This is a genomic window from Hwanghaeella sp., assembly GCF_965227365.1.
Classification (GTDB): Bacteria; Pseudomonadota; Alphaproteobacteria; order UBA8366; family Aestuariispiraceae; genus Hwanghaeella.
Genome location: NZ_OZ245754.1, coordinates 2,040,308 through 2,058,838, shown reverse-complemented (window position 1 = coordinate 2,058,838; position 18,531 = coordinate 2,040,308). Strand labels below are relative to the sequence as shown.

The following is an 18,531-nucleotide window of genomic DNA, read 5'->3' as shown; positions in this document are numbered from 1 at the left end:
TCTTTTCTCAGCTTTAAGTCCTGAGCGTGTCGGTAAAACGGCAGTCACACGGGCACGGGCGATTGCCCGACGAAAATCGAATAAACAAAAACCAAGGGAAATCAGGGAAGGCCATGCTTCATCTTGCAGCCAACTTAAAAAGGCTCGGAACGGAAACAGCTTTCGACGTTCTGGCCAAGGCAGGCCGCCTGCAGGCCGCGGGCGCCGACATCATCAACCTGGGCATCGGACAGCCCGATTTCCCAACACCCGATCATGTCGTCGAGGCCGCCGTTAAGGCCCTGCGAGATGGACATCACGGTTACACGCCGGCCAATGGAATCCTGCCCCTTCGTGAAGCCGTGGCGGAAGACCTGAACAAACGACACGGTGTTTCCGTCGACCCGGAAAATGTCGTCGTCGTGCCCGGCGGCAAGGTTACGATGTTCTTCGCCATCATGATGTTCGGAGAACCCGGGGCTGAAATCATGTATCCGGATCCGGGTTTCCCGATCTATCGCTCGGTCATCGACTATTCCGGCGCCAAAGCGGTTCCGATCCCACTGTTGGAGAAGAACGGCTTTGCTTTCTCCGCAGATGAAGTGCTGTCCCGTATTACGCCGCAGACGCGCCTGATCATCATCAACAGCCCGGCTAACCCGACCGGCGGTGTGACCCCGGCCGAGGAAATGGACAAGCTATGCCAAGGCCTGGCCGATTTCCCGGATGTCGCCATCATGTCCGACGAGATTTACAGCCAGATGCTGTATGACGGGCGTCAACATCGCAGCATTCTGTCCTATGACCATTTGAAAGATCGAGCGATCATGCTCGATGGATGGTCGAAGACCTATGCGATGACCGGATGGCGGCTGGGATTTGCCGTTTGGCCGACGGAACTGGCTCCGGTTGCAACACGACTGGCGATCAACTGCCATTCCTGTGTGAACGCATCCGCGCAATACGCCGGCATCGCGGCGCTGCAAGGTCCGCAGGATGAAGCACGGGCCATGGTCAAAGCGTTCGACGAACGTCGCAAGGTCGTGATGAAGGCACTGAACGAACTGCCCGGCTTTTCCTGCATTGAACCCGCCGGCGCATTCTATGCTTTCCCAAACATAGGCGGCACCGGCCTGACCGCCGCGGAGGCGCAGGATCTGTTTCTTGAAAAGGCAGGCGTGGCGACGATTGCCGGAACCAGTTTCGGTATCCATGGGGAAGGCTATATCAGGGTCTCGTACGCCAATTCCACGGCGAATATCCGAAAGGCGATGTCGCGGATGGCCGACGTCCTTGCGGCTCGAGGGTAGTACCAGGACACCTTATGCGTGGAACAGTAGCGAGGCTTGCCGAGATCTCACGACGGTTCCGCGCGTAAATCCTGTCTAATTTTTATGCATTTGCCTGTTTATTAGACAACCGCATCACCGGGCGAATCCCCTCAACAGGCTAATATATTGTTATTACTGCATAAATATAGAGACGGAGATTGGCATAGCCGATGCAATACCCTGAAAACGGCCGAACCCCTGTTCGGTCGCCAATCATGTAGCACCGGCGGTGAAACTCTTGCCGCTATTATCTGAGGGATCGGGTCGCCGATGAAAAAAATCGAAGCGATCATCAAGCCTTTCAAGCTTGATGAAGTGAAAGAAGCGCTGCATGAGATTGGAATCCAGGGCATTACCGTGACCGAGGCAAAGGGTTTTGGGCGCCAGAAAGGCCATACCGAACTCTACCGGGGCGCGGAATATGTCGTCGACTTCCTGCCCAAGGTACGGCTGGAAATCGTTTTGGACGACAATCTCGCCGAGCGTGCCGTAGAAGCCATCCAGAACGCCGCGCAGACAGGGAGGATTGGCGACGGCAAGATCTTTGTGAGCAGCATCGAAGAGGTCATCCGCATTCGGACCGGGGAACGCGGTTCGGATGCCATCTAGACCGGAGTGCGGAGACCGCCGAGACCGGTGAGCCGGTCCGATGTCCGGTTCCCGCCTCCAGCAACCACGCAAGTTCTTAACAAGAGGAAGAAGAGAACATGTCAGACGTTCAAACTGTCATGAAAATGATCGAGGAAAATGACGTCAAATACGTCGATTTCCGGTTCACCGACCCGCGCGGCAAGTGGCAGCACACGGCGCAGTACGTGACAACCATCGATGAAGAAACCCTGACCGAGGGAATCATGTTCGACGGTTCGTCCATCGCCGGTTGGAAGGCCATCAACGAATCCGACATGATCCTTAAGCCGGACCTGTCTTCGGCGGTCATGGACCCCTTCACCGCGCAGCCCTGCCTGATCCTGTTCTGCGACATCCTGGAGCCGTCGACCGGCCAGCCGTATGAACGCGATCCGCGCTCGATCTGCAAATCGGCCCTGGCCTACATGGAATCGCTCGGCATCGGCGACACCGCCTATTTCGGTCCGGAAGCCGAATTCTTCGTCTTCGATGACGTGAAATGGTCCACGAACCAGGAATTCATGGCCTACAAGATCGACTCCGAAGAAGACCCGTACAACAGCTTCGCTGACTTCGAAGACGGCAACACCGGCCACCGTCCGGCGACCAAGGGCGGTTACTTCCCGGTCGCGCCGGTCGATAGCGGGCAGGACATGCGCGCCGAAATGGTCAGCGTCATGGTCGAAATGGGCCTCGACATGGAAAAGCACCACCACGAAGTGGCGCCTTCCCAGCATGAGCTCGGCATCAAGTTCGACACGCTGGTTCGCACCGCGGACACCATGCAGAAGTACAAGTACTGCGTCCACATGGTGGCCCATGCCTATGGCAAGACCGCGACCTTCATGCCGAAGCCGGTCGTCGGCGACAACGGGTCCGGCATGCACACGCACCAGTCGATCTGGAAGGACGGCAAGAACATGTTCGCCGGTTCGGGTTATGCGGACCTCAGCGAAACCTGCCTCTACTACATCGGCGGTATCATCAAGCACGCCAAGGCGCTGAACGCGTTCACGAACCCGTCGACGAACAGCTACAAGCGTCTGATCCCGGGCTTCGAAGCGCCGGTCCTGCTGGCCTATTCCGCCCGCAACCGCTCGGCCTCCTGCCGTATCCCGTATGTGTCGAGCCCGAAGGGCAAGCGCGTCGAAGTCCGCTTCCCGGACGCGACCGCGAACCCGTATCTGGCCTATTCGGCGATGCTGATGGCCGGCCTCGACGGCATCCAGAACAAGATCCATCCGGGCGATCCGATGGACAAGGATCTGTACGACCTGCCGCCGGAAGAACTGGCCGAGGTCCCGACGGTTTGCGGCTCGCTCCGCGAAGCGCTCGAGTCGCTTGATGCGGACCGCGACTTCCTGAAGGCAGGTGGGGTCATGACCGACGAGATGATCGACGGTTACCTCGAACTGAAATGGGAAGAAGTCTATCGCCTGGAGCACACGACCCATCCGGTCGAGTACGAAATGTACTACAGCGCGTAATACCTTTCCTCGCCCCGGTCGTTAAACCGGGAAGAGATCGGTTTCAAGAAAGCCCTGCCGGACCTTCCGGCGGGGCTTTTTTCTGTCCTGGGTGCCGGATTACCCCATCCTTTGGACAAAAGGCGCGTACATGAGTAACGATTTGTAAATCTTTTGACGGTATTTTCGCCAAAGTAGACACATAGACAAAGCCAAGTGACCGGTAAGATCATGAAACTGACGAGACTAGCCCTGTATTGCCAACCGTCCGACACCTTCCGTCTGACGAGCCTGGCCGGCATTCTCAAAAAGAACCGGGAATACAACGGCAACTTCGATATTTCCGCCGTCATGGCGATGACCCAGACGCATTTCATGTATGTCATGGAAGGCCCGCGCGAAGCCGTCTCCCATGCTTTCTCCAACATCATGTGGGACACCAATTTCCGTAATGTCGTTCTTTTCGGAATGGAAGAGATTGATCAACGCATGTATGACGCCGGTCCGGTGGATTTCATTTCGGCGGATGCCTTTTCGGTCGAGTTCTGCCGCGAGACATTGAAAATGCCACGCATTTTGCCGTCGCTTCTGAGTTTCGAGAACGCAAAACGGCTGCTGCTGAAAGCCAGCGAAAAACGTGATATACTGGCAAAGTCTCAGCAGCTAATCGACGATTGCGCGCGTGAAGACTATTTCGAGATCGCGGTCTAGGCAGCAAGTTACAAGAGCCGCCCAGGATAAAGAGCAGCCAAACCTTCGGAACCGATTTCCCCAGCAGGTCCGGAGCGGGACGGCTGAAGGTAGTTGAATGAAAGAGATACGGTTAGCGTATTACAGCAAGCCCGCTGATACCTTCCGGTTCACGGATCTCGAACCGATTCTTGCCGTTTCACGCCGGAATAACGAGCGCCTCAACGTCACTGGCCTTCTTGGCCTGACATCGACGCATTTCATGCATTACCTCGAAGGGCCGCGGGAATCCGTCTCCCACATCTTCTCGCATATTATCCACGACCGCCGCCACCGGGACGTGACCTTCTATTGCGTCGGGGAAATCGAGGATCGTCTCGTACCTGAAGACCCGTTGGCATTCGTCGGTGGGAAAGCGTTCTCCGAAGACCTGTGCATGCAGTTGTTCGGCAGAAAGACGATCATCCCGTCTTTGCTGAACCAGCGAGCGGCCATGGCGTTGTTCAACGCCCTGGCCCAGGACCGGCCGCAAATGGCGGAATCGGAGAACCTGCTACGGGAAGCGCTGCAGGACGACTATTTCGAAATCTCGTTCTAGTCCGGAAAGGCGGCTCGCCGTTTTACCCTTCCCTGCCCGCCAACTCGGCAAGACAATCAACCAGCACCCGTGTTCCGTCCGCCAGATCGTGCGGTAACGCATCCTCCGCCTCGTTGTGGCTGATACCGTCGACACAGGGAACAAATATCATGCCGGTCGGCGCGAGCGGCGGGATGTACATCGCGTCATGCCCAGCGCCGGACGGCATTCGGCGTCCCGGCAGTTCCAGGTCACGACGCTTTGAATCAATAAGCCCGACTATATCGTCCGAAAATGGCGTTACCGGGGAATCAGACAGGCGGGTCACCTTGGCCCGACAGCGCCGTCGCGCCGACACCTCACCGGGAAGACATTCTATCAGGTTCGACATGCGTTCTATTTCCGAATTTTCCGGATGCCGCAAATCAATCGTGAAGACGACATGGCTCGGCACCGTGTTGGGCGCGCCGGGTTTTGCGATGAAGCGCCCGACGGTGAAACGCATGGCATCGGCCTCGTCCTGCGCCGCACGTTCCAGTTCGGCCACGATCTCCACCGCCGCGAGCACGGCATCGGACCGGTTCGCCCGCGGCGTGGTACCCGCATGCGCCTCCTCACCAAACACTTCGACCTCGAACAGATTCTGGCTTTGCACCGACGTTACGACCCCGATTGTCTCACCCGCCGAGACGAGAATCGGCCCCTGTTCGATATGCGCTTCGATATAGGCCGCCATCGGAGCGCCAAATCCTCTTGGCGCAGCATCCTTCGTTTGTTCCATGACAGCGGTAAGCGCCTCTCCGACGCTCGTTCCCGCCGGGTCCTGGACGGATAGTGCCCAGTCAAGCGTATAGCGGCCGGTATAAACGCCCGACCCCATGCATGAGGGCGGGAAACGGGCCCCCTCCTCATTTGTCCAGGCCACCACTTCTACCGGATGCCGTGTTCGAATACCAGAGTCCTCCAAGGCTTCCAGTGCTTCCAACCCCGCCATCACGCCATAGGCCCCGTCGAACCTGCCTCCGGTCGGTTGTGTGTCGAGATGCGACCCCGTTGTGACGGGCGGCAGACTGTCTTCCGAACCGTTGCGTCGGACAAACAGGTTCCCGATATCATCCTGAAAGATCGAAAAGCCGCGGGATAGTGCCCAATCCGCCAGAAGACGCCTTGCCGCTCCGTCTTCCGCAGTCAACGCCTGGCGGTTCACACCGCCCTTCGCCGTAGCGCCGATCTTCGCCAAATCCGTCAACCGACCCCAGAGCCGGTCCTGCTTAACGAAGTTCGATATCCGCATTGTATCCCCGTTCGGTCACACCCATGTCATTCGACATCAGCCATGATCCATTTGAGAGTGAGTGGCTGGCGCCGGTCAGACGATCCTGGCGGAATGCGACGGAAACTTCAAAGCGATTGGATGCTGGATTTGAACGAAACCACGCCCGGCAGGCCCGACGATATCGGCGGAGCCCCAAAAGCATTCCGATTCTTCGACAACAGAGAGAAGTACCTGCTCTTCGTCACGACCTGCAGCGAGAAATGGGCGGTAGCCGACCGCGTTGGACATGAATTGCGGCACCTCAAACCGAGCCCACCGGCCTTGCGGGTGTTCGACGCCGGCATGGGCGACGGCAGTGTGCTGACACGGGTGTTGCGGGAGATGCATTGCCGCTTCCCCACGATCCCGTTCCAGGTCGTCGCGAAGGAGATAAGCCTGGAGGATGTCCGCTTATCCCTCGACAAGATCGCCGACCGGATGCTTGAACATCCGGCGACGGTCTTCGTCGCAACCAACCTTTATTACAGCGAAGCTCCTGCTCTTCGCCCCCGGGATCCCGCCAAATTAAAGGATTTCAACTGGTTGGAACTTCCGCTCAAAGGGCGCACAAGTCATGAATTCGATGAACAATTGCGGGAAGTTCAGTCGAAGCTTGCCGATATTTGGCAGACCCGCACCAGTCCCAAGACTGGGAATCCGCTCTACGCCAAACCGTCGGCTCTCGTCATTTACCGGGAAGACCAGCGTTTCGTACTCGATCAGGTGATACCGCGGCCGGATCCGGTTCGATTCGAGGATATCACACCGGCCTATGATTTGATTATTGCGTCGCAGCCCTATCGCGCCCGTCAACCGGCCGAGTTCAAGGTCGACAAGGTGCTTGGCCCCTTGGCGAAGTCGCTTGCCCCCAACGGTCGCATGATCGTCATCCAGTCGGCGGGACGAGATCCGGGCATGGAAATCGTTCACGGTCTGTGGCCGGATGAACGGCCCTTCGCGACCCCGGCGCACATGCTGGTGACGACCATGCGCGACATGCTCGCGCAATCCGATCCCGATTTGAAATATGACGAGCAAGGAGAAACCGGATCATTGTTCCGTTTTCATCTTCACGCACTGCCGAGCGAACTGGGCGAGAGCATCGGAACCTCGACCCTGCTTGCCGCTTGGAACGCGGCGGTCTACGTCGCCCAGATCGAAGACCGCCGCCTAACGGAAGCAATGACCGACAGCAAATATCTCGACGTCACCGCCGATGTCTTGCGCCGTAATGGCGGTCTCTGGTTCCTGGATGAAGCCTTCGTCGTTTATCGGCCCGGTTGACCGATCCCGGCCCCGTTGCACCGATCGCTATCGCGGCACCTCCACGGTGACTTCCTTCCCGCCCCAACCATGAACCTTGTCATGGGCGCGCACCGTGACCCGGTCGACACCGGCCGGCACCTTCACCCCGGTGAGCGACCGCGTGAAAGGCTGTTCGTCCACATGCGGGTGGAACAAGGTTCGCACCCCCAGCACCTTGCCGTCCGGTCCAACCACCTCCCAGGCATCCGCATAGTGATCCCAACCCATGTCTTCATGTGCGACCGTAACGTCGAAGCGATACGTTTCGCCTTGCTGGGACACCGCAACCTTCAGAACGTCGGCCTTCCCCGCCAGAGCCGTGGCGGGAAGCAACATGACAAGCCATGCGCACGCCAGCACCAGTCTTCGCATTGCGTCGTCCTCCTTTGATCTGCCTATTCAGAAACGGGCCTGGGACGACGGTTCTCATCAATGGCGACATAGGTAAACACACCTTCGGTCACTTTTACGCGTTCACCGGCGGCATCCCGCAGGGCCCAAGCCTGAATATGGACCGTTATCGACGTCCTGCCGATTCGCTTGATCTCCGCATAGCAGCAGACCACGTCACCCACGAATACCGGACTATGGAAGACCATGCTGTCCACGGCGATGGTCGCGACACGCCCGCTTCCCTTCACCCGCGCCAGGACACCACCGGCTATATCCATCTGCGCCAGCAGCCATCCGCCGAAAATGTCCCCCGCCGGATTGGTGTCCGCCGGCATGGCCAGCGTGCGGATTACCAGCTCGCCGCGCGGTTCTTCCTGTTGTGAATCAGTCATTTGCCTGCTCCCCGCCACTCGTTATTGAAATACAATATCTTGTGTATATGATCCGGCAATCCCACTTGATAAGCTTGTTGCGCCTTGGGGCGCCCGGTATACTGAGCCCATGGACGATCTATTCCACAGTGACGATTCAGATAATAGCCCGAACGGCTATTCCGCAAAGGATATCGAGGTCCTCGAAGGCCTCGAACCCGTACGCCGCCGGCCCGGTATGTATATCGGTGGAACCGACGAACGCGCCCTTCATCACCTTGTCGCGGAAGTCCTCGACAACTCGATGGACGAGGCCGTCGCCGGCCATGCGAGTCGGATCGAGGTGGAACTCGGTGCCGACGGATCGGTGACCATCCGGGACAACGGCCGTGGCATCCCGATCGATCCGCATCCCAAATACAAGGATAAGTCCGCGCTTGAGGTCATCCTGACCACGTTGCATTCCGGGGGTAAATTCTCCGGCAAGGCCTACGCGACATCCGGTGGTCTGCACGGGGTCGGCATTTCCGTCGTCAACGCGCTGTCGGACGAAATGAGCGTGGAAGTCGCGCGGGATCGAAAATTGTTCCGGCAGACCTTTTCGCGCGGGCACCCGACCACGAAACTCACCGAAATCGGCGAGGTCAACAATCGCCGCGGCACAACGGTGACCTTCCACCCGGACAAGGAAATCTTCGGCCAGGACGCCGAGTTCCAACCCCACCGCCTGTATCGGATGGCGCGTTCCAAGGCCTACCTTTTCAAGGGCGTGGAGATCCGCTGGTCATGCGATCCATCGCTGTTGAAGAGCAAGGCCGAAGCCGAGACCCCGGAAAAGGACAAACTGCATTTCCCGGGCGGTCTGCGGGATTACCTGAACGCTACACTGAACGGACGCGTTACGGTGACCCCGCGTCCCTTCGCCGGTGAAATGAAGGCCGATGACGGAATTGGACGGGCCGAATGGGCGGTCCATTGGCCTTTGGATGGCGACGGCTTCGTCAGTACCTATTGTAACACGGTGCCGACCTCTCAAGGCGGCAGTCATGAAACCGCCATGCGCGGCGCAATGGCGAAATCGCTACGCGCCTATGGCGAGTTGGTCGGCAACAAGAAGGCAGCGCAGATCACGGCGGAAGATGTCGTCGGGGAAGCGAGCGTTTTGCTCTCTGTTTTCATCCCCGACCCTCAATTCCAGGGTCAGACCAAGGAAAAACTGGCCTCACCCGAAGCGGCAAAGCTTGTGGAAACGGCGATCAAGGACCGCTTCGACCATTGGCTGGCGGAAGACCCCGCCTCCGCCAATGACCTGCTGGAACGCATCCTGGAACGTGTCGACGACCGGCTGAAACGGCGCCAGCAAAAAGAGCTTCAGCGTAAGTCTCCGACACGGAAACTTCGCCTGCCGGGTAAATTGGCTGACTGTTCCTCCTCCGGTCCGGAAGAAACGGAAATCTTTCTCGTTGAGGGCGATTCCGCCGGCGGGTCTGCGAAACAGGCGCGAAACCGGAAAACCCAGGCCATCCTGCCCCTGCGCGGGAAGATCCTGAACGTCGCCAGCGCCAGCGCCGACAAACTTCAGGGCAATCAGGAGTTGAAGGATCTCGCCCAGGCACTCGGATGCGGCATGCGCGGGGACTGCAATCCTGAAAAACTGCGCTATGACCGCGTCATCATTATGACCGATGCGGATGTCGACGGCGCGCATATTGCGTCGCTGTTGATGACCTTCTTCTACCGGGAGATGGGCCCAATCATTGAGGCCGGTCGCCTCTTTCTCGCGGTTCCCCCGCTCTACCGTCTCAGTCAGGGCGGAAAAACAGTCTACGCGCGGGATGACGCGGATAAAGACGCGAAGCTCAAGAGCGAATTCAAGGCGAATGCGAAGGTCGAAATCAGCCGCTTCAAGGGCCTTGGTGAAATGCCGCCGCAACAACTGCGCGATACGACCATGGATCCGGCAAAACGAACCCTCATTCGGGTTGAACTGCCGAACCGCGCCTTTGAAGAGAATCTCGATGAAGCGCGCCGCACAGCAAAGACCGTCGATACCCTGATGGGCAAAAAGCCGGAACTCCGTTTCGCCTACATCCAGGAAAACGCTCGTTTCGTCGAAGAGATCGATATCTGACCGAAAGCGGGTCCCGAGGTCATTCTCTACGCGATGTACCAAAGGCACGGGTGCGCCAATTGGGTCCCGGTCCAGGCATTTTACTGAAAGGCCCAGCATACCGGCAATAAGCGTCCTTCAGTTCAGCGCGCACCTGCAGCCGAACCCTCCCCAAGGGTTCCTCGTCGGATTGCCTATCGGCCGCGGGAAATTTGATGCCGTCGACAAAAATACCCTCAGTGGCGTCACCGGTCGGCCAGGGCTAAACGCAACCCCAAAACACCGAAGGCGCCGGCGAAAGAACGCCGCAGCCACAGCAAGACTGTGGGGCGAGAAATCACATAGTCCCGGGCCAACGAAGCGCAGCCGCCATAACCGATGAAGACCACGAAAGTCATCACCATGAAGACAAAGGCCAAGGTGATCAGTTGTGGTGTCGGGTTGGAAGCGTCCGGCGAAATGAATTGCGGCAGGAATGCGAGGAAAAACAGCGATAGCTTGGGATTCAGCACGTTTAACAACAACCCGTTGCGAACCAATGTGAATGCAAGATGCCGCGAACGTTCTTCACTCACCGAAAGTGCTCCGCCGTCTCGCAGGATCGTCCAAGCCATATAAAAGAGGTAGGCGACACCGAGATATTTCAGGATTTGAAAGGCGACGGCGCTGGCGTGAAGAACCGCGGCCAAACCGACAATGCTGGCAACGGCAGCCGGCAGAATGCCGAGCGTGCAGCCGAACGCCGCCGCAACACTTGCCCTGAATCCCTGGCCCAAACCGACGGCAAGGGTATAGAGAACGCCTGTACCAGGCAGCAGAACCACCACCAATGAAGTCAAAAGAAATTCAACGCTCATCAAGATCTCCCATCCGATCGAGGATCGGCCTAATCAAATTCTGCCGGAAGATATTCAAATCCCATCTAATTGACCTTACATTAATACAGCAATTCGGCGCATAGTCGCCGGGTTAAAGGGACATTGGAGGGGCAAGCCATGTTCGGACGAACGGTCCGGGCATTGCATATTGTCAACAGCACCGCGTTCGATCCTCCGAACCGGTCTTAGAGGAGTTTACCGAATGAAACACGCTCTCTTGGGCTTGGCTGCCGCCTCCGCTGTGTTGGCCGGCTGTGCAACCGGCGACGGCGTTGTGATCCACAACCGATACCAGGCTGCGGACTACAACTACGCTTCGATGCAGTACTACAACGCAGACAAACCGAGCTTTGTCGAAGTCCACAACAATCCCTATAGCGGTGCGGATGCGGATGACCGCATTGCGTCACTGATGCGCGGCCACAATGCCGGCCGCCCGATCCTATTCACGGCGGACCGCAACTATGCCGGCGGCGACACCAAATTCGTCGTTGTTTTCAATCCGCCATCATCCATGACCGGTTATGCCGCGTGCAATCTGGACGGTGGACAGGCCGGCGCGGGCGGTGACCAGGGCAAGGTATTGATGTCCTACTGCGTCAACGGCCAGGACAAGTCCTCGCTGCGCGCATCGGCCAGTTCGGTGGAAAACCTGCTGGCACGCGGAACCCATGAATTGTTGCCGGAAGTTTTCACGAAGAAGCAGGGCAGCGGAAACAGCTGACCTTCCGGTCCGTCAATCGGGGGAAATTTGGGCTCGGCGGTTTGGGGGAACCGCCGTCCCGAACCGAAGAGGCCTTTCGATGACTTCGATGAAAACGATTACTCTGTCTTTAGCCGCCGCGGGTCTGACGGCATGCGCTGCCGGCGGTGCGGTTGGGATCGCCCCCTATAAGATTTACGGCGAACGCTTCTCCCCTAAATACCAGTTCGGTGACCTCCAATATTACAACAATGACAAGCAAATGGCTGTGGAGGTCGTGAATCAGCCCTTCACCCAACCCGATGCCGATGACCGCATCGCATCCGCCATGCGCGGCAAGAACCAAGGCGCACGGATTGAATTCACAGCACATCCGGGCCCGGTGACACCGGATGAAACGAAGATCATCGTCGCCTTCGGAACGGATAGTTCCGATGCCGGGGCGTCCTATTGCGGCAATAATCCGGTAACGCCGAGCGCCAAACCCGACGACGAACACATGCGTATGCTCATGATCTACTGCAAACATGACAAATTCATGAGTTCTGTCCGCGGTGAGATGCCGACCACACGGAATGTCGATGATCCAACGTTCAAGAGCATGCTGGCACTGGCAACGAAACTGGTGATCCCGCTTCAGGACCCGTTCAACGAGAATCGCGGGCGTAAGAAGCGCGTCAGTTCCTGACCGTCGGACATGAATACGGCCTTACGCGGGGACGGTAGATAGCCATCACTCATACATGCCGACTACGGTTATCGATCGCAGTGTGGCTGGCGGGAATACTTCTTCTCGCCGGCTGCGCCGGCACGCGCGCATCCTACATGGTCTATGGCGAACGCTACCACCCCGGTTACGATTTCGGAGAACTGCAATACTACAACGGCGACAAGGAAATGGCCGTTGAGGTGATCAATACACCGTTTGAGGATAAAAAAGCTACAGCGCGTGATATAGCTCTTTCAATGCGTGGCAAGAACCGTGGTACCCGCATCGCCTTTACCGCCGAGCCCGGCCCCCTGACCCCGAAACAGACCAAGATCATCATCGCCTTCGACATGCGGCCCTCGGATGACGGGTATGGGTATTGTCGGGACTATCTTCCCGACGAAACCGGACAAACCGGAACGTCGACGGCCCAGACGGAGACTGAGACCGACCGCCTGCACATGGTCATGGTTTATTGCAAACGGAACAGTTTCGTCAGTTCCGTGCGCGCCCGCATGCCCCGCCCGGCAACCGTCAACGACCCCGCATTCCAGAACATGCTGGCCGAAGTCACCCGACGATTGCTGCCGCGCCCGCATCCGCTCTACGACGACGATCAGCGCGAGGAGACTCGCCGACTGCTGGATATTTTGGGTTATTAACCGCGCTTGAGCCAACCACGAAGAGCCTCGTTGACGGTGTCCGGCCGTTCCATGGTCGACATATGGGCACAATCCTCGATAACCGTCAGGTCCGCGCCGGGAATCAAGCCCGCCATCTCCTCATGAAAGGCCAAAGGCGTCAGTTTGTCCTGGCGCCCGCAGATGAGTGAGACCGGCAGATCATAATCGGGCATGTCGGCCCGGCTATCCTGCCGTTCGATCAACGCCTTCACTTGGGCCGGAAAAGCCTTTTCCGCAACGTCCTTCATCATGGCGCGCATAGGGCGGATCAAAGAGTCCTCGTCCAACCGATTTGGCGGCACGACGAGTTCCAGGAATTCCTGAACCAATGTATCAACTTCACCCGCATTGAAACGATCCAACATCCGGCGCCGTTGCGCTGCACGTTCCGCATTGTCCGCTCCTGGATTTGTGTCCAGAAGGGCCAAACGCTCGACCCGTTCCGGCGCCTGTCTCATGACCTCCATACAGACCATGCCCCCCATGGAAAGGCCGGCCAGGGAGAACCGCGGGGGCGCTTTGCTGAGCAGACGAGCGGCCATCCCCGCCAAACTATCGTCTGCGGTAACATCGGCGATGGTGGACCGCGCGAGCCCCTCCAAGCCGGACACCTGATGTTCCCAAAGCGTGGCGTTGCACAGATGCCCTGGCACCAGCACCAAATCGATCATTAAACCAGTTTCCTTCCCGCGGCACGGGCGCTTAGTGCCCGTTTGTTGTGATTATTCAGACCCGGTCTGCGCGTAAACTTACTTGATCAGTTTCGAGATATCCTTGAAGGCGTCCGTCCCTGCCTCCCCCATCCATTCGAAGCATACCATCTCGGACGTGACGATATGGATGCCGGACGACCGCATCCGATCGATTGCCGCGGACTTATCCCCGGCCTTGCGACTGGAACAGGCATCGATCACGACATAAGGGTTCAGGCCTTGCGCCAGGAACCCAAAGGCTGTCTGCAAAACGCAGACATGCGTTTCGACCCCGCAGATTACGATCTGTTTCCTGTTCTTTCCCGCGACATGCCCGGCGAGACCGGAGTCTGCGGCGCAACTGAAGGCGGTCTTGTCCAGCGTTTCCCCTTCTTCCAGAAGCGCCTCGATTTCCGGCACCAATGGCCCCAGACCTATTGGATACTGCCGCGACGCCGATACAGGAATACCGAGCCGACGGGCCGCCTGTGTCACGATGGCCGTTCTCTCGACGACACGTTCCGGACCGTCCATGGCCGGCATCAGGCGACCTTGAATGTCGACGATCAGAACCTGGGATTCTTCGGCTGATAGCAGCATGCTGGGGATCTCCACAATCGAGGGGATGACAAAAATAGCCGCCGATGCAGCGTTTCTGCAATTCACAGCCCGCAAACCCGCAGAACCATTGACATTCTGCACTGCAACACTATGATCGCCACACTTCTTGCGGGATTGTATCCGGCATTACATGGGGACCGATTTTTATAGGGACTTGCGTTCGTTGCAGGCGCCGCCCCCTCTTTAAGGACAGCATGACAGAAACATTTGCCGATTTGGGCCTGGGCGAAGGCATCCTCCGCGCCGTGGCCGACGCGGGTTACGAAAAGCCGACCCCGATTCAACAGAAAGCCATTCCCTACGTCCTGATGGGACGCGACATTCTCGGCTGTGCGCAAACCGGCACCGGCAAGACCGCATCCTTCACCTTGCCGATGATCGACATTCTGGCACAGGGACGCGCACGGGCACGCATGCCCCGTTCGGTTATTCTGGAGCCGACGCGCGAACTGGCCGCTCAAGTCGCAGAAAACTTCGACACCTATGGCAAGTACAACAAGCTGACCATGGCGCTTTTGATTGGCGGGGTGTCCTTCACCGAGCAGGAAAAACTGCTGGATCGCGGTGTCGACGTTCTGATCGCGACGCCTGGCCGACTTCTCGACCACTGCGAACGCGGGAAGGTCATTCTGACCGATACCAAGGTATTGGTGATCGACGAAGCCGACCGCATGTTGGACATGGGCTTCATTCCCGATGTCGAGCGCATCGTCGGCCTGATGCCGACCATACGGCAAACCCTGATGTTCTCCGCGACCATGCCGCCGGAGATCAAGAAACTGGCGGACAAGTTCCTGATGAATCCGAAGGAGATGGCTGTCGACCCGCCCTCCTCCACCGCGGACACCGTGGAACAGGCTTTCGTCACCGTGCAGCCGCGCAGCAAACGCAAAATGCTTCGGTCCCTGATCGATCGCGAAGGCGACTCGTTGAAGAACGCGCTTATTTTCTGTAACCGAAAGCGTGAAGTCGCGGACCTATTCGCCAGTCTGCAGAAGTCGGGCTATCCCGTCGGTGCCCTGCATGGCGACATGGACCAGTACAAGCGGATGGAATGGCTGGAGAAGTTCCGCACCGGCGAAGTCTCGCTGTTGATCTGTTCGGATGTCGCCGCGCGCGGCTTGGACATCGCGACGGTCAGTCATGTCTTCAATGTCGATGTCCCGAACAACGCGGAAGATTATGTTCATCGGATCGGGCGGACCGGACGTGCTGGACGTCAGGGCAAGTCCATCACTTTCGTTACCAAGGACGACGACAAGCTTTGGGCCGCGGTGAAGAAGATCGTTGGCAAGGACATTCCGGAACTGGAAATCGAAGGCTCGGCGCCGCGCGAGGAAGAACCTGAACAGACCGCGCCGCGCCGTGAGTCCAGAAGCCGCTCCGAAGGCAAGACGGACCGCTCCCGCGGCAAGCCGGAACGGGATAACCGAAGGTCTCGCCGCGGCCGAGACGATCACGAGATCGGCGAATTGGAGGAGCTGAAAGTTCCCTTCGGCCAAAGCGACCAGTTGCCGGCCTTCCTGCGACGATAGATAGGCACGGACCTTGGGGCGGATGGCCAGACGAGACTCCTTCCATACCATCCCGCCAAGCGGAAACCGGGGGCCTTTAGGCTATTGCGGACCGGGAATCGGCCATAACGGCGGGCCGCAGCTCTATCAGGGCTTCTAGACCTGGCTTTGGAAAAAGGCTCATCAACAAGCTTGGAAAGCCCCACCGCGGGAAGTTGTTCTGCGTCGCCTGAAACGCGCCAAGGCGCTCGGCATGTCGTATCACGACTACACGCTGGAGATTCTGGAACGCGGCCGATATCTGTGATCCGATACCCGGCAGCCTCTTGACGCCAAAGGCAGGTTCGCGACACTGCGTGACGGATCAATTACCCAATCAGGCCGGAAAAGATGCAGACGATTTTCATTCAGGTTAAATGCGACCTCGGCAAAGCCTATGTGGTCGCGGACGAAGCAATCGAGGTCGAAGGCGTATCCGAGGTGTATTCAACCTCCGGCCATTATGACCTGATGATGAAATGCTATCTGCAGGATGACGACGATATCGGCCATTTCGTCAATGAAAGCATACAGACCTTGCCCGGTGTTCGCGATACGTTCACCATCATAACCTTCAAGGCGTTCGGGTAACGAATTATAAACTTCTATTGCTGAATACTGCGACCTTGCCGGTATTGGGGGCAGAGAAGTCAGTTCGGAAAGGTCGACCGATGTCAAAAACCGTCTCGGATGTGGACGAAGAGAAGCTGCGGGCCGAAGTCCTTGGCCTGTTTCAGTATATTCAGCGTTTTCGCGAAGAAATTGCCCATATGATCCAGCCGGATGCGGAAAACGACAAAACCCGCTTCCAGACCATCTCGGAACAACTGGATGCCATCATCGCGGCCACCGAAGATGCGACCCATGTCATTCTCGAAGGCATGGAGCAGATCGACAACGTCACCACGAAACTCCGCGAAGTAAAGGATCCATCGGAAGTAGGTCCCCTTTGCGACGAGTTGGAACAGATTTCCATGAACACCATGGAATCCTGCACATTCCAGGACATTACGGGCCAACGGGTAACGAAAATCGTTCGATCCATGCAATTCGTGGAATCCCGTGTCGACGCGATGCTGGAAATCTGGGGCCGGGACGAAGTTCAAAACCTGGCCAAGCAGTCCGCCGAAATGGCGGACAAGCGCGAAGGCGATGAGGCTCTGCTCAATGGACCGGCATTGGAAAGCGAACAGTCTATCAGCCAGGCCGATATTGACGCGCTGTTCGACTAGTACCTACCGAACGCGCCCTTCTCGCCGCCGAAGACCGGACGAAATTACTCGATGACCGGTCAGCCACAGCCGAAATACAGGACCGACGACATTCGCAAGTCGATCGGTGTTCTATTGGCTTCGTATCCGGCCGTCCTTGCCGTAAAGGCTTCCATCGTCGTGGTCTTTGTCGCGCTGTTTCTTCGATCGTTCGGGGTGGGCGGTTCTTTCGTCACATCGATCGTTAGTTGGTGCACCGGCCTGTTGGTCATCGAAACAAGCCTGCTGATGATTTCTCAGCGGGTCTCCTTTTTCGGCAATCTCCGCAACGTCGTTTTGTTCCTGATCGTTGGCATCGCGCTCTTCACGCCGATCAAATCGGTATTGATGCTCCGCCTTTACCCGATCCTAAGGGACGGCATCGGAGAACGGCGCCTGCCGAAACCCGTCGCCTTGGCCCTGACACCCGGTTGGTTGATTGCGTGCTTGGCCGGCATAGCACTGGACTATGTGTTGGCGCAGGATGGGGCCTGCAGCGGATGGCCCGACTGCTTCCGTACGGCTTTCAGTTTGGCGCTGTCTTGACGGTCAAACGTCCCCGAAAATCGGTTTGAAAACCTGCTCGAAACTGGTCTCGTAAAGCCCTGACTTTACGAAATTATAGGGCGTCAGGTTCGTGGCCTTGATATAGACGCCGACAATCTCGCCGTCCTCGACGTCGAGGTCGATTATATTGACGCATCCCATATCCTGTTCGAACGCCTTGAGGCCAGCAAGTCCCGCTCCTGAGGCCCATGCAAGGACGGCACGATTGACGCCGTCATGGGCAACCAGAAGCATTCGCCGCCAACCGGCATCCGATACCAGTTTCGAGAAAGCATCGGTGACCCGATCATAAAAAGGGCCGAAGGCATCGCCGCCGGCGAAGGTCGCATCGGGCAGATGCGCCTGCTCCAAGGTCCTGATGAAAGTCTGCGCCCTTTCCGCCTCGGGAACCGAGGAGACCCTGCCACCGCGAATCTCCAGAAATCCGGGATCATCCTCCAGGGGCGGACCGTTTCCCCCAAGTACCAACTCTGCCGTCATCCGGGTTCTCGGAAGCCCTGAACAGACCGCCCTATCGAGCACCACACCGGACAACATCGCGGCCGCTGCCTGGGCCTGCCCCCTCCCGTTCTCCGTCAGGGTGACCAGCTTCGGGTTCACCAGCTTGCCGTCAGGGCCGCGGTAATCGACCTCACCATGGCGCATCAGGAAAACCCTGCGGCGGTTCTTCGTCCCCGGCAAACTCATACTCTCACCCCAATCCCATCT

The 18,531-nt window shown here is 57.9% G+C and carries 21 protein-coding genes; 14 read left to right on the top strand and 7 right to left on the bottom strand.

Annotated features, from left to right (window positions below; genetic code table 11):
- Positions 1 to 113: 113 nt before the first annotated feature.
- The 5 genes from ACQK2G_RS09430 to ACQK2G_RS09410 all read left to right on the top strand — a co-directional run bounded on the left by ACQK2G_RS09430 (position 114) and on the right by ACQK2G_RS09410 (position 4,694).
- Positions 114 to 1,289 carry a pyridoxal phosphate-dependent aminotransferase gene (locus ACQK2G_RS09430; protein ID WP_425404776.1) on the top strand — a complete coding sequence of 392 codons (1,176 nt, stop codon included), beginning with the start codon at positions 114 to 116 and terminating at the stop codon, positions 1,287 to 1,289.
- A gap of 291 nt (positions 1,290 to 1,580) precedes the next feature.
- A complete protein-coding gene (locus tag ACQK2G_RS09425; protein ID WP_127764648.1) occupies positions 1,581 to 1,919 on the top strand; it encodes a P-II family nitrogen regulator in 339 nt (112 codons plus the stop codon).
- Between the two features lie 98 nt (positions 1,920 to 2,017).
- A complete protein-coding gene (glnA, locus tag ACQK2G_RS09420; protein WP_425404775.1) occupies positions 2,018 to 3,427 on the top strand; it encodes a type I glutamate--ammonia ligase in 1,410 nt (469 codons plus the stop codon).
- Between the two features lie 210 nt (positions 3,428 to 3,637).
- Positions 3,638 to 4,117 (top strand): BLUF domain-containing protein, encoded by a 480-nt coding sequence (locus ACQK2G_RS09415; protein WP_425404774.1) that lies wholly within the window; start codon positions 3,638 to 3,640, stop codon positions 4,115 to 4,117.
- A 97-nt stretch (positions 4,118 to 4,214) separates the two neighbouring features.
- A complete protein-coding gene (locus ACQK2G_RS09410; RefSeq protein ID WP_425404773.1) occupies positions 4,215 to 4,694 on the top strand; it encodes a BLUF domain-containing protein in 480 nt (159 codons plus the stop codon).
- A gap of 22 nt (positions 4,695 to 4,716) precedes the next feature.
- Here ACQK2G_RS09410 and ACQK2G_RS09405 read toward each other — a convergent pair whose 3' ends face one another.
- Positions 4,717 to 5,967, bottom strand: a complete 1,251-nt coding sequence (locus tag ACQK2G_RS09405; RefSeq protein ID WP_425404772.1) for a M20 family metallo-hydrolase — start codon at positions 5,965 to 5,967, stop codon at positions 4,717 to 4,719.
- Between the two features lie 93 nt (positions 5,968 to 6,060).
- On the opposite strand from ACQK2G_RS09405, the gene ACQK2G_RS09400 reads away from it, so the two are divergent.
- Entirely contained in the window at positions 6,061 to 7,272 is a 1,212-nt protein-coding gene (locus tag ACQK2G_RS09400; RefSeq protein WP_425404771.1) for a hypothetical protein, read from the top strand.
- A gap of 27 nt (positions 7,273 to 7,299) precedes the next feature.
- Here the strand turns inward: ACQK2G_RS09400 and ACQK2G_RS09395 are convergent, their stop codons facing one another.
- Complete coding sequence (locus tag ACQK2G_RS09395) at positions 7,300 to 7,665, bottom strand: hypothetical protein (RefSeq protein ID WP_425404770.1); 366 nt, start codon at positions 7,663 to 7,665, stop codon at positions 7,300 to 7,302.
- Positions 7,666 to 7,688: 23 nt separating this feature from the next.
- Entirely contained in the window at positions 7,689 to 8,078 is a 390-nt protein-coding gene (locus ACQK2G_RS09390) for an acyl-CoA thioesterase (RefSeq protein ID WP_425404769.1), read from the bottom strand.
- A gap of 109 nt (positions 8,079 to 8,187) precedes the next feature.
- On the opposite strand from ACQK2G_RS09390, the gene parE reads away from it, so the two are divergent.
- Positions 8,188 to 10,188: a DNA topoisomerase IV subunit B gene (gene parE, locus ACQK2G_RS09385; RefSeq protein ID WP_425404768.1), complete on the top strand. Its 2,001-nt coding sequence runs from the start codon at positions 8,188 to 8,190 to the stop codon at positions 10,186 to 10,188.
- Between the two features lie 224 nt (positions 10,189 to 10,412).
- Here the strand turns inward: parE and ACQK2G_RS09380 are convergent, their stop codons facing one another.
- Positions 10,413 to 11,024, bottom strand: a complete 612-nt coding sequence (locus ACQK2G_RS09380) for a LysE family translocator (protein WP_425404767.1) — start codon at positions 11,022 to 11,024, stop codon at positions 10,413 to 10,415.
- Between the two features lie 223 nt (positions 11,025 to 11,247).
- Between ACQK2G_RS09380 and ACQK2G_RS09375 the strand changes: the two genes are divergently transcribed.
- The 3 genes from ACQK2G_RS09375 (at position 11,248) to ACQK2G_RS09365 (ending at position 13,119) form a co-directional block, all read left to right on the top strand.
- Positions 11,248 to 11,769, top strand: a complete 522-nt coding sequence (locus tag ACQK2G_RS09375) for a hypothetical protein (protein WP_425404766.1) — start codon at positions 11,248 to 11,250, stop codon at positions 11,767 to 11,769.
- A 79-nt stretch (positions 11,770 to 11,848) separates the two neighbouring features.
- Complete coding sequence (locus tag ACQK2G_RS09370) at positions 11,849 to 12,436, top strand: hypothetical protein (protein ID WP_425404765.1); 588 nt, start codon at positions 11,849 to 11,851, stop codon at positions 12,434 to 12,436.
- 80 nt (positions 12,437 to 12,516) lie between these two features.
- Positions 12,517 to 13,119, top strand: coding sequence for a hypothetical protein (locus tag ACQK2G_RS09365; RefSeq protein ID WP_425404764.1), 603 nt, complete (start codon positions 12,517 to 12,519; stop codon positions 13,117 to 13,119).
- On the opposite strand, the gene ACQK2G_RS09360 is transcribed toward ACQK2G_RS09365, so the two are convergent.
- Together ACQK2G_RS09360 and ACQK2G_RS09355 are read right to left on the bottom strand one after the other, a co-directional pair.
- On the bottom strand, positions 13,116 to 13,811 hold the full coding sequence (locus ACQK2G_RS09360; protein ID WP_425404763.1) for an alpha/beta fold hydrolase: 696 nt from the start codon (positions 13,809 to 13,811) through the stop codon (positions 13,116 to 13,118). The two genes, ACQK2G_RS09365 and ACQK2G_RS09360, sit on opposite strands and share 4 nt — an antisense overlap.
- Before the next feature lie 78 nt (positions 13,812 to 13,889).
- A complete protein-coding gene (locus ACQK2G_RS09355; protein ID WP_425404762.1) occupies positions 13,890 to 14,432 on the bottom strand; it encodes a hydrolase in 543 nt (180 codons plus the stop codon).
- Between the two features lie 215 nt (positions 14,433 to 14,647).
- Between ACQK2G_RS09355 and ACQK2G_RS09350 the strand changes: the two genes are divergently transcribed.
- The 4 genes from ACQK2G_RS09350 (at position 14,648) to ACQK2G_RS09335 (ending at position 17,802) form a co-directional block, all read left to right on the top strand.
- Positions 14,648 to 15,988 (top strand): DEAD/DEAH box helicase, encoded by a 1,341-nt coding sequence (locus ACQK2G_RS09350; protein WP_425404761.1) that lies wholly within the window; start codon positions 14,648 to 14,650, stop codon positions 15,986 to 15,988.
- Positions 15,989 to 16,357: 369 nt separating this feature from the next.
- Positions 16,358 to 16,597 (top strand): Lrp/AsnC ligand binding domain-containing protein, encoded by a 240-nt coding sequence (locus ACQK2G_RS09345; RefSeq protein WP_425404760.1) that lies wholly within the window; start codon positions 16,358 to 16,360, stop codon positions 16,595 to 16,597.
- Between the two features lie 80 nt (positions 16,598 to 16,677).
- The gene (locus ACQK2G_RS09340) at positions 16,678 to 17,238 is read left to right on the top strand and encodes a protein phosphatase CheZ (RefSeq protein WP_425404759.1); all 561 of its coding nucleotides are present in this window, start codon (positions 16,678 to 16,680) and stop codon (positions 17,236 to 17,238) included.
- Positions 17,239 to 17,289: 51 nt separating this feature from the next.
- On the top strand, positions 17,290 to 17,802 hold the full coding sequence (locus ACQK2G_RS09335; protein WP_425404758.1) for a hypothetical protein: 513 nt from the start codon (positions 17,290 to 17,292) through the stop codon (positions 17,800 to 17,802).
- Between the two features lie 3 nt (positions 17,803 to 17,805).
- Here the strand turns inward: ACQK2G_RS09335 and ACQK2G_RS09330 are convergent, their stop codons facing one another.
- A complete protein-coding gene (locus tag ACQK2G_RS09330) occupies positions 17,806 to 18,510 on the bottom strand; it encodes a histidine phosphatase family protein (protein ID WP_425404757.1) in 705 nt (234 codons plus the stop codon).
- Between the last annotated feature and the right edge of the window lie 21 nt (positions 18,511 to 18,531).

What these genes read in the sequence shown, in the direction of transcription:
- ACQK2G_RS09345 (WP_425404760.1), top strand. Translation starts at nt 16,358, where the DNA reads ATGCAGACGATTTTCATTCAGGTTAAATGCGACCTCGGCAAAGCCTAT.
- ACQK2G_RS09415 (WP_425404774.1), top strand. Translation starts at nt 3,638, where the DNA reads ATGAAACTGACGAGACTAGCCCTGTATTGCCAACCGTCCGACACCTTC.
- ACQK2G_RS09390 (WP_425404769.1), bottom strand. Translation starts at nt 8,078, where the DNA reads ATGACTGATTCACAACAGGAAGAACCGCGCGGCGAGCTGGTAATCCGC.
- ACQK2G_RS09350 (WP_425404761.1), top strand. Translation starts at nt 14,648, where the DNA reads ATGACAGAAACATTTGCCGATTTGGGCCTGGGCGAAGGCATCCTCCGC.
- ACQK2G_RS09360 (WP_425404763.1), bottom strand. Translation starts at nt 13,811, where the DNA reads ATGATCGATTTGGTGCTGGTGCCAGGGCATCTGTGCAACGCCACGCTT.
- ACQK2G_RS09375 (WP_425404766.1), top strand. Translation starts at nt 11,248, where the DNA reads ATGAAACACGCTCTCTTGGGCTTGGCTGCCGCCTCCGCTGTGTTGGCC.
- ACQK2G_RS09330 (WP_425404757.1), bottom strand. Translation starts at nt 18,510, where the DNA reads ATGAGTTTGCCGGGGACGAAGAACCGCCGCAGGGTTTTCCTGATGCGC.
- ACQK2G_RS09410 (WP_425404773.1), top strand. Translation starts at nt 4,215, where the DNA reads ATGAAAGAGATACGGTTAGCGTATTACAGCAAGCCCGCTGATACCTTC.
- glnA (WP_425404775.1), top strand. Translation starts at nt 2,018, where the DNA reads ATGTCAGACGTTCAAACTGTCATGAAAATGATCGAGGAAAATGACGTC.
- ACQK2G_RS09335 (WP_425404758.1), top strand. Translation starts at nt 17,290, where the DNA reads ATGACCGGTCAGCCACAGCCGAAATACAGGACCGACGACATTCGCAAG.
- ACQK2G_RS09355 (WP_425404762.1), bottom strand. Translation starts at nt 14,432, where the DNA reads ATGCTGCTATCAGCCGAAGAATCCCAGGTTCTGATCGTCGACATTCAA.
- ACQK2G_RS09400 (WP_425404771.1), top strand. Translation starts at nt 6,061, where the DNA reads ATGCGACGGAAACTTCAAAGCGATTGGATGCTGGATTTGAACGAAACC.
- ACQK2G_RS09395 (WP_425404770.1), bottom strand. Translation starts at nt 7,665, where the DNA reads ATGCGAAGACTGGTGCTGGCGTGCGCATGGCTTGTCATGTTGCTTCCC.
- ACQK2G_RS09370 (WP_425404765.1), top strand. Translation starts at nt 11,849, where the DNA reads ATGACTTCGATGAAAACGATTACTCTGTCTTTAGCCGCCGCGGGTCTG.
- ACQK2G_RS09430 (WP_425404776.1), top strand. Translation starts at nt 114, where the DNA reads ATGCTTCATCTTGCAGCCAACTTAAAAAGGCTCGGAACGGAAACAGCT.
- ACQK2G_RS09425 (WP_127764648.1), top strand. Translation starts at nt 1,581, where the DNA reads ATGAAAAAAATCGAAGCGATCATCAAGCCTTTCAAGCTTGATGAAGTG.
- ACQK2G_RS09405 (WP_425404772.1), bottom strand. Translation starts at nt 5,967, where the DNA reads ATGCGGATATCGAACTTCGTTAAGCAGGACCGGCTCTGGGGTCGGTTG.
- ACQK2G_RS09380 (WP_425404767.1), bottom strand. Translation starts at nt 11,024, where the DNA reads ATGAGCGTTGAATTTCTTTTGACTTCATTGGTGGTGGTTCTGCTGCCT.
- ACQK2G_RS09340 (WP_425404759.1), top strand. Translation starts at nt 16,678, where the DNA reads ATGTCAAAAACCGTCTCGGATGTGGACGAAGAGAAGCTGCGGGCCGAA.
- parE (WP_425404768.1), top strand. Translation starts at nt 8,188, where the DNA reads ATGGACGATCTATTCCACAGTGACGATTCAGATAATAGCCCGAACGGC.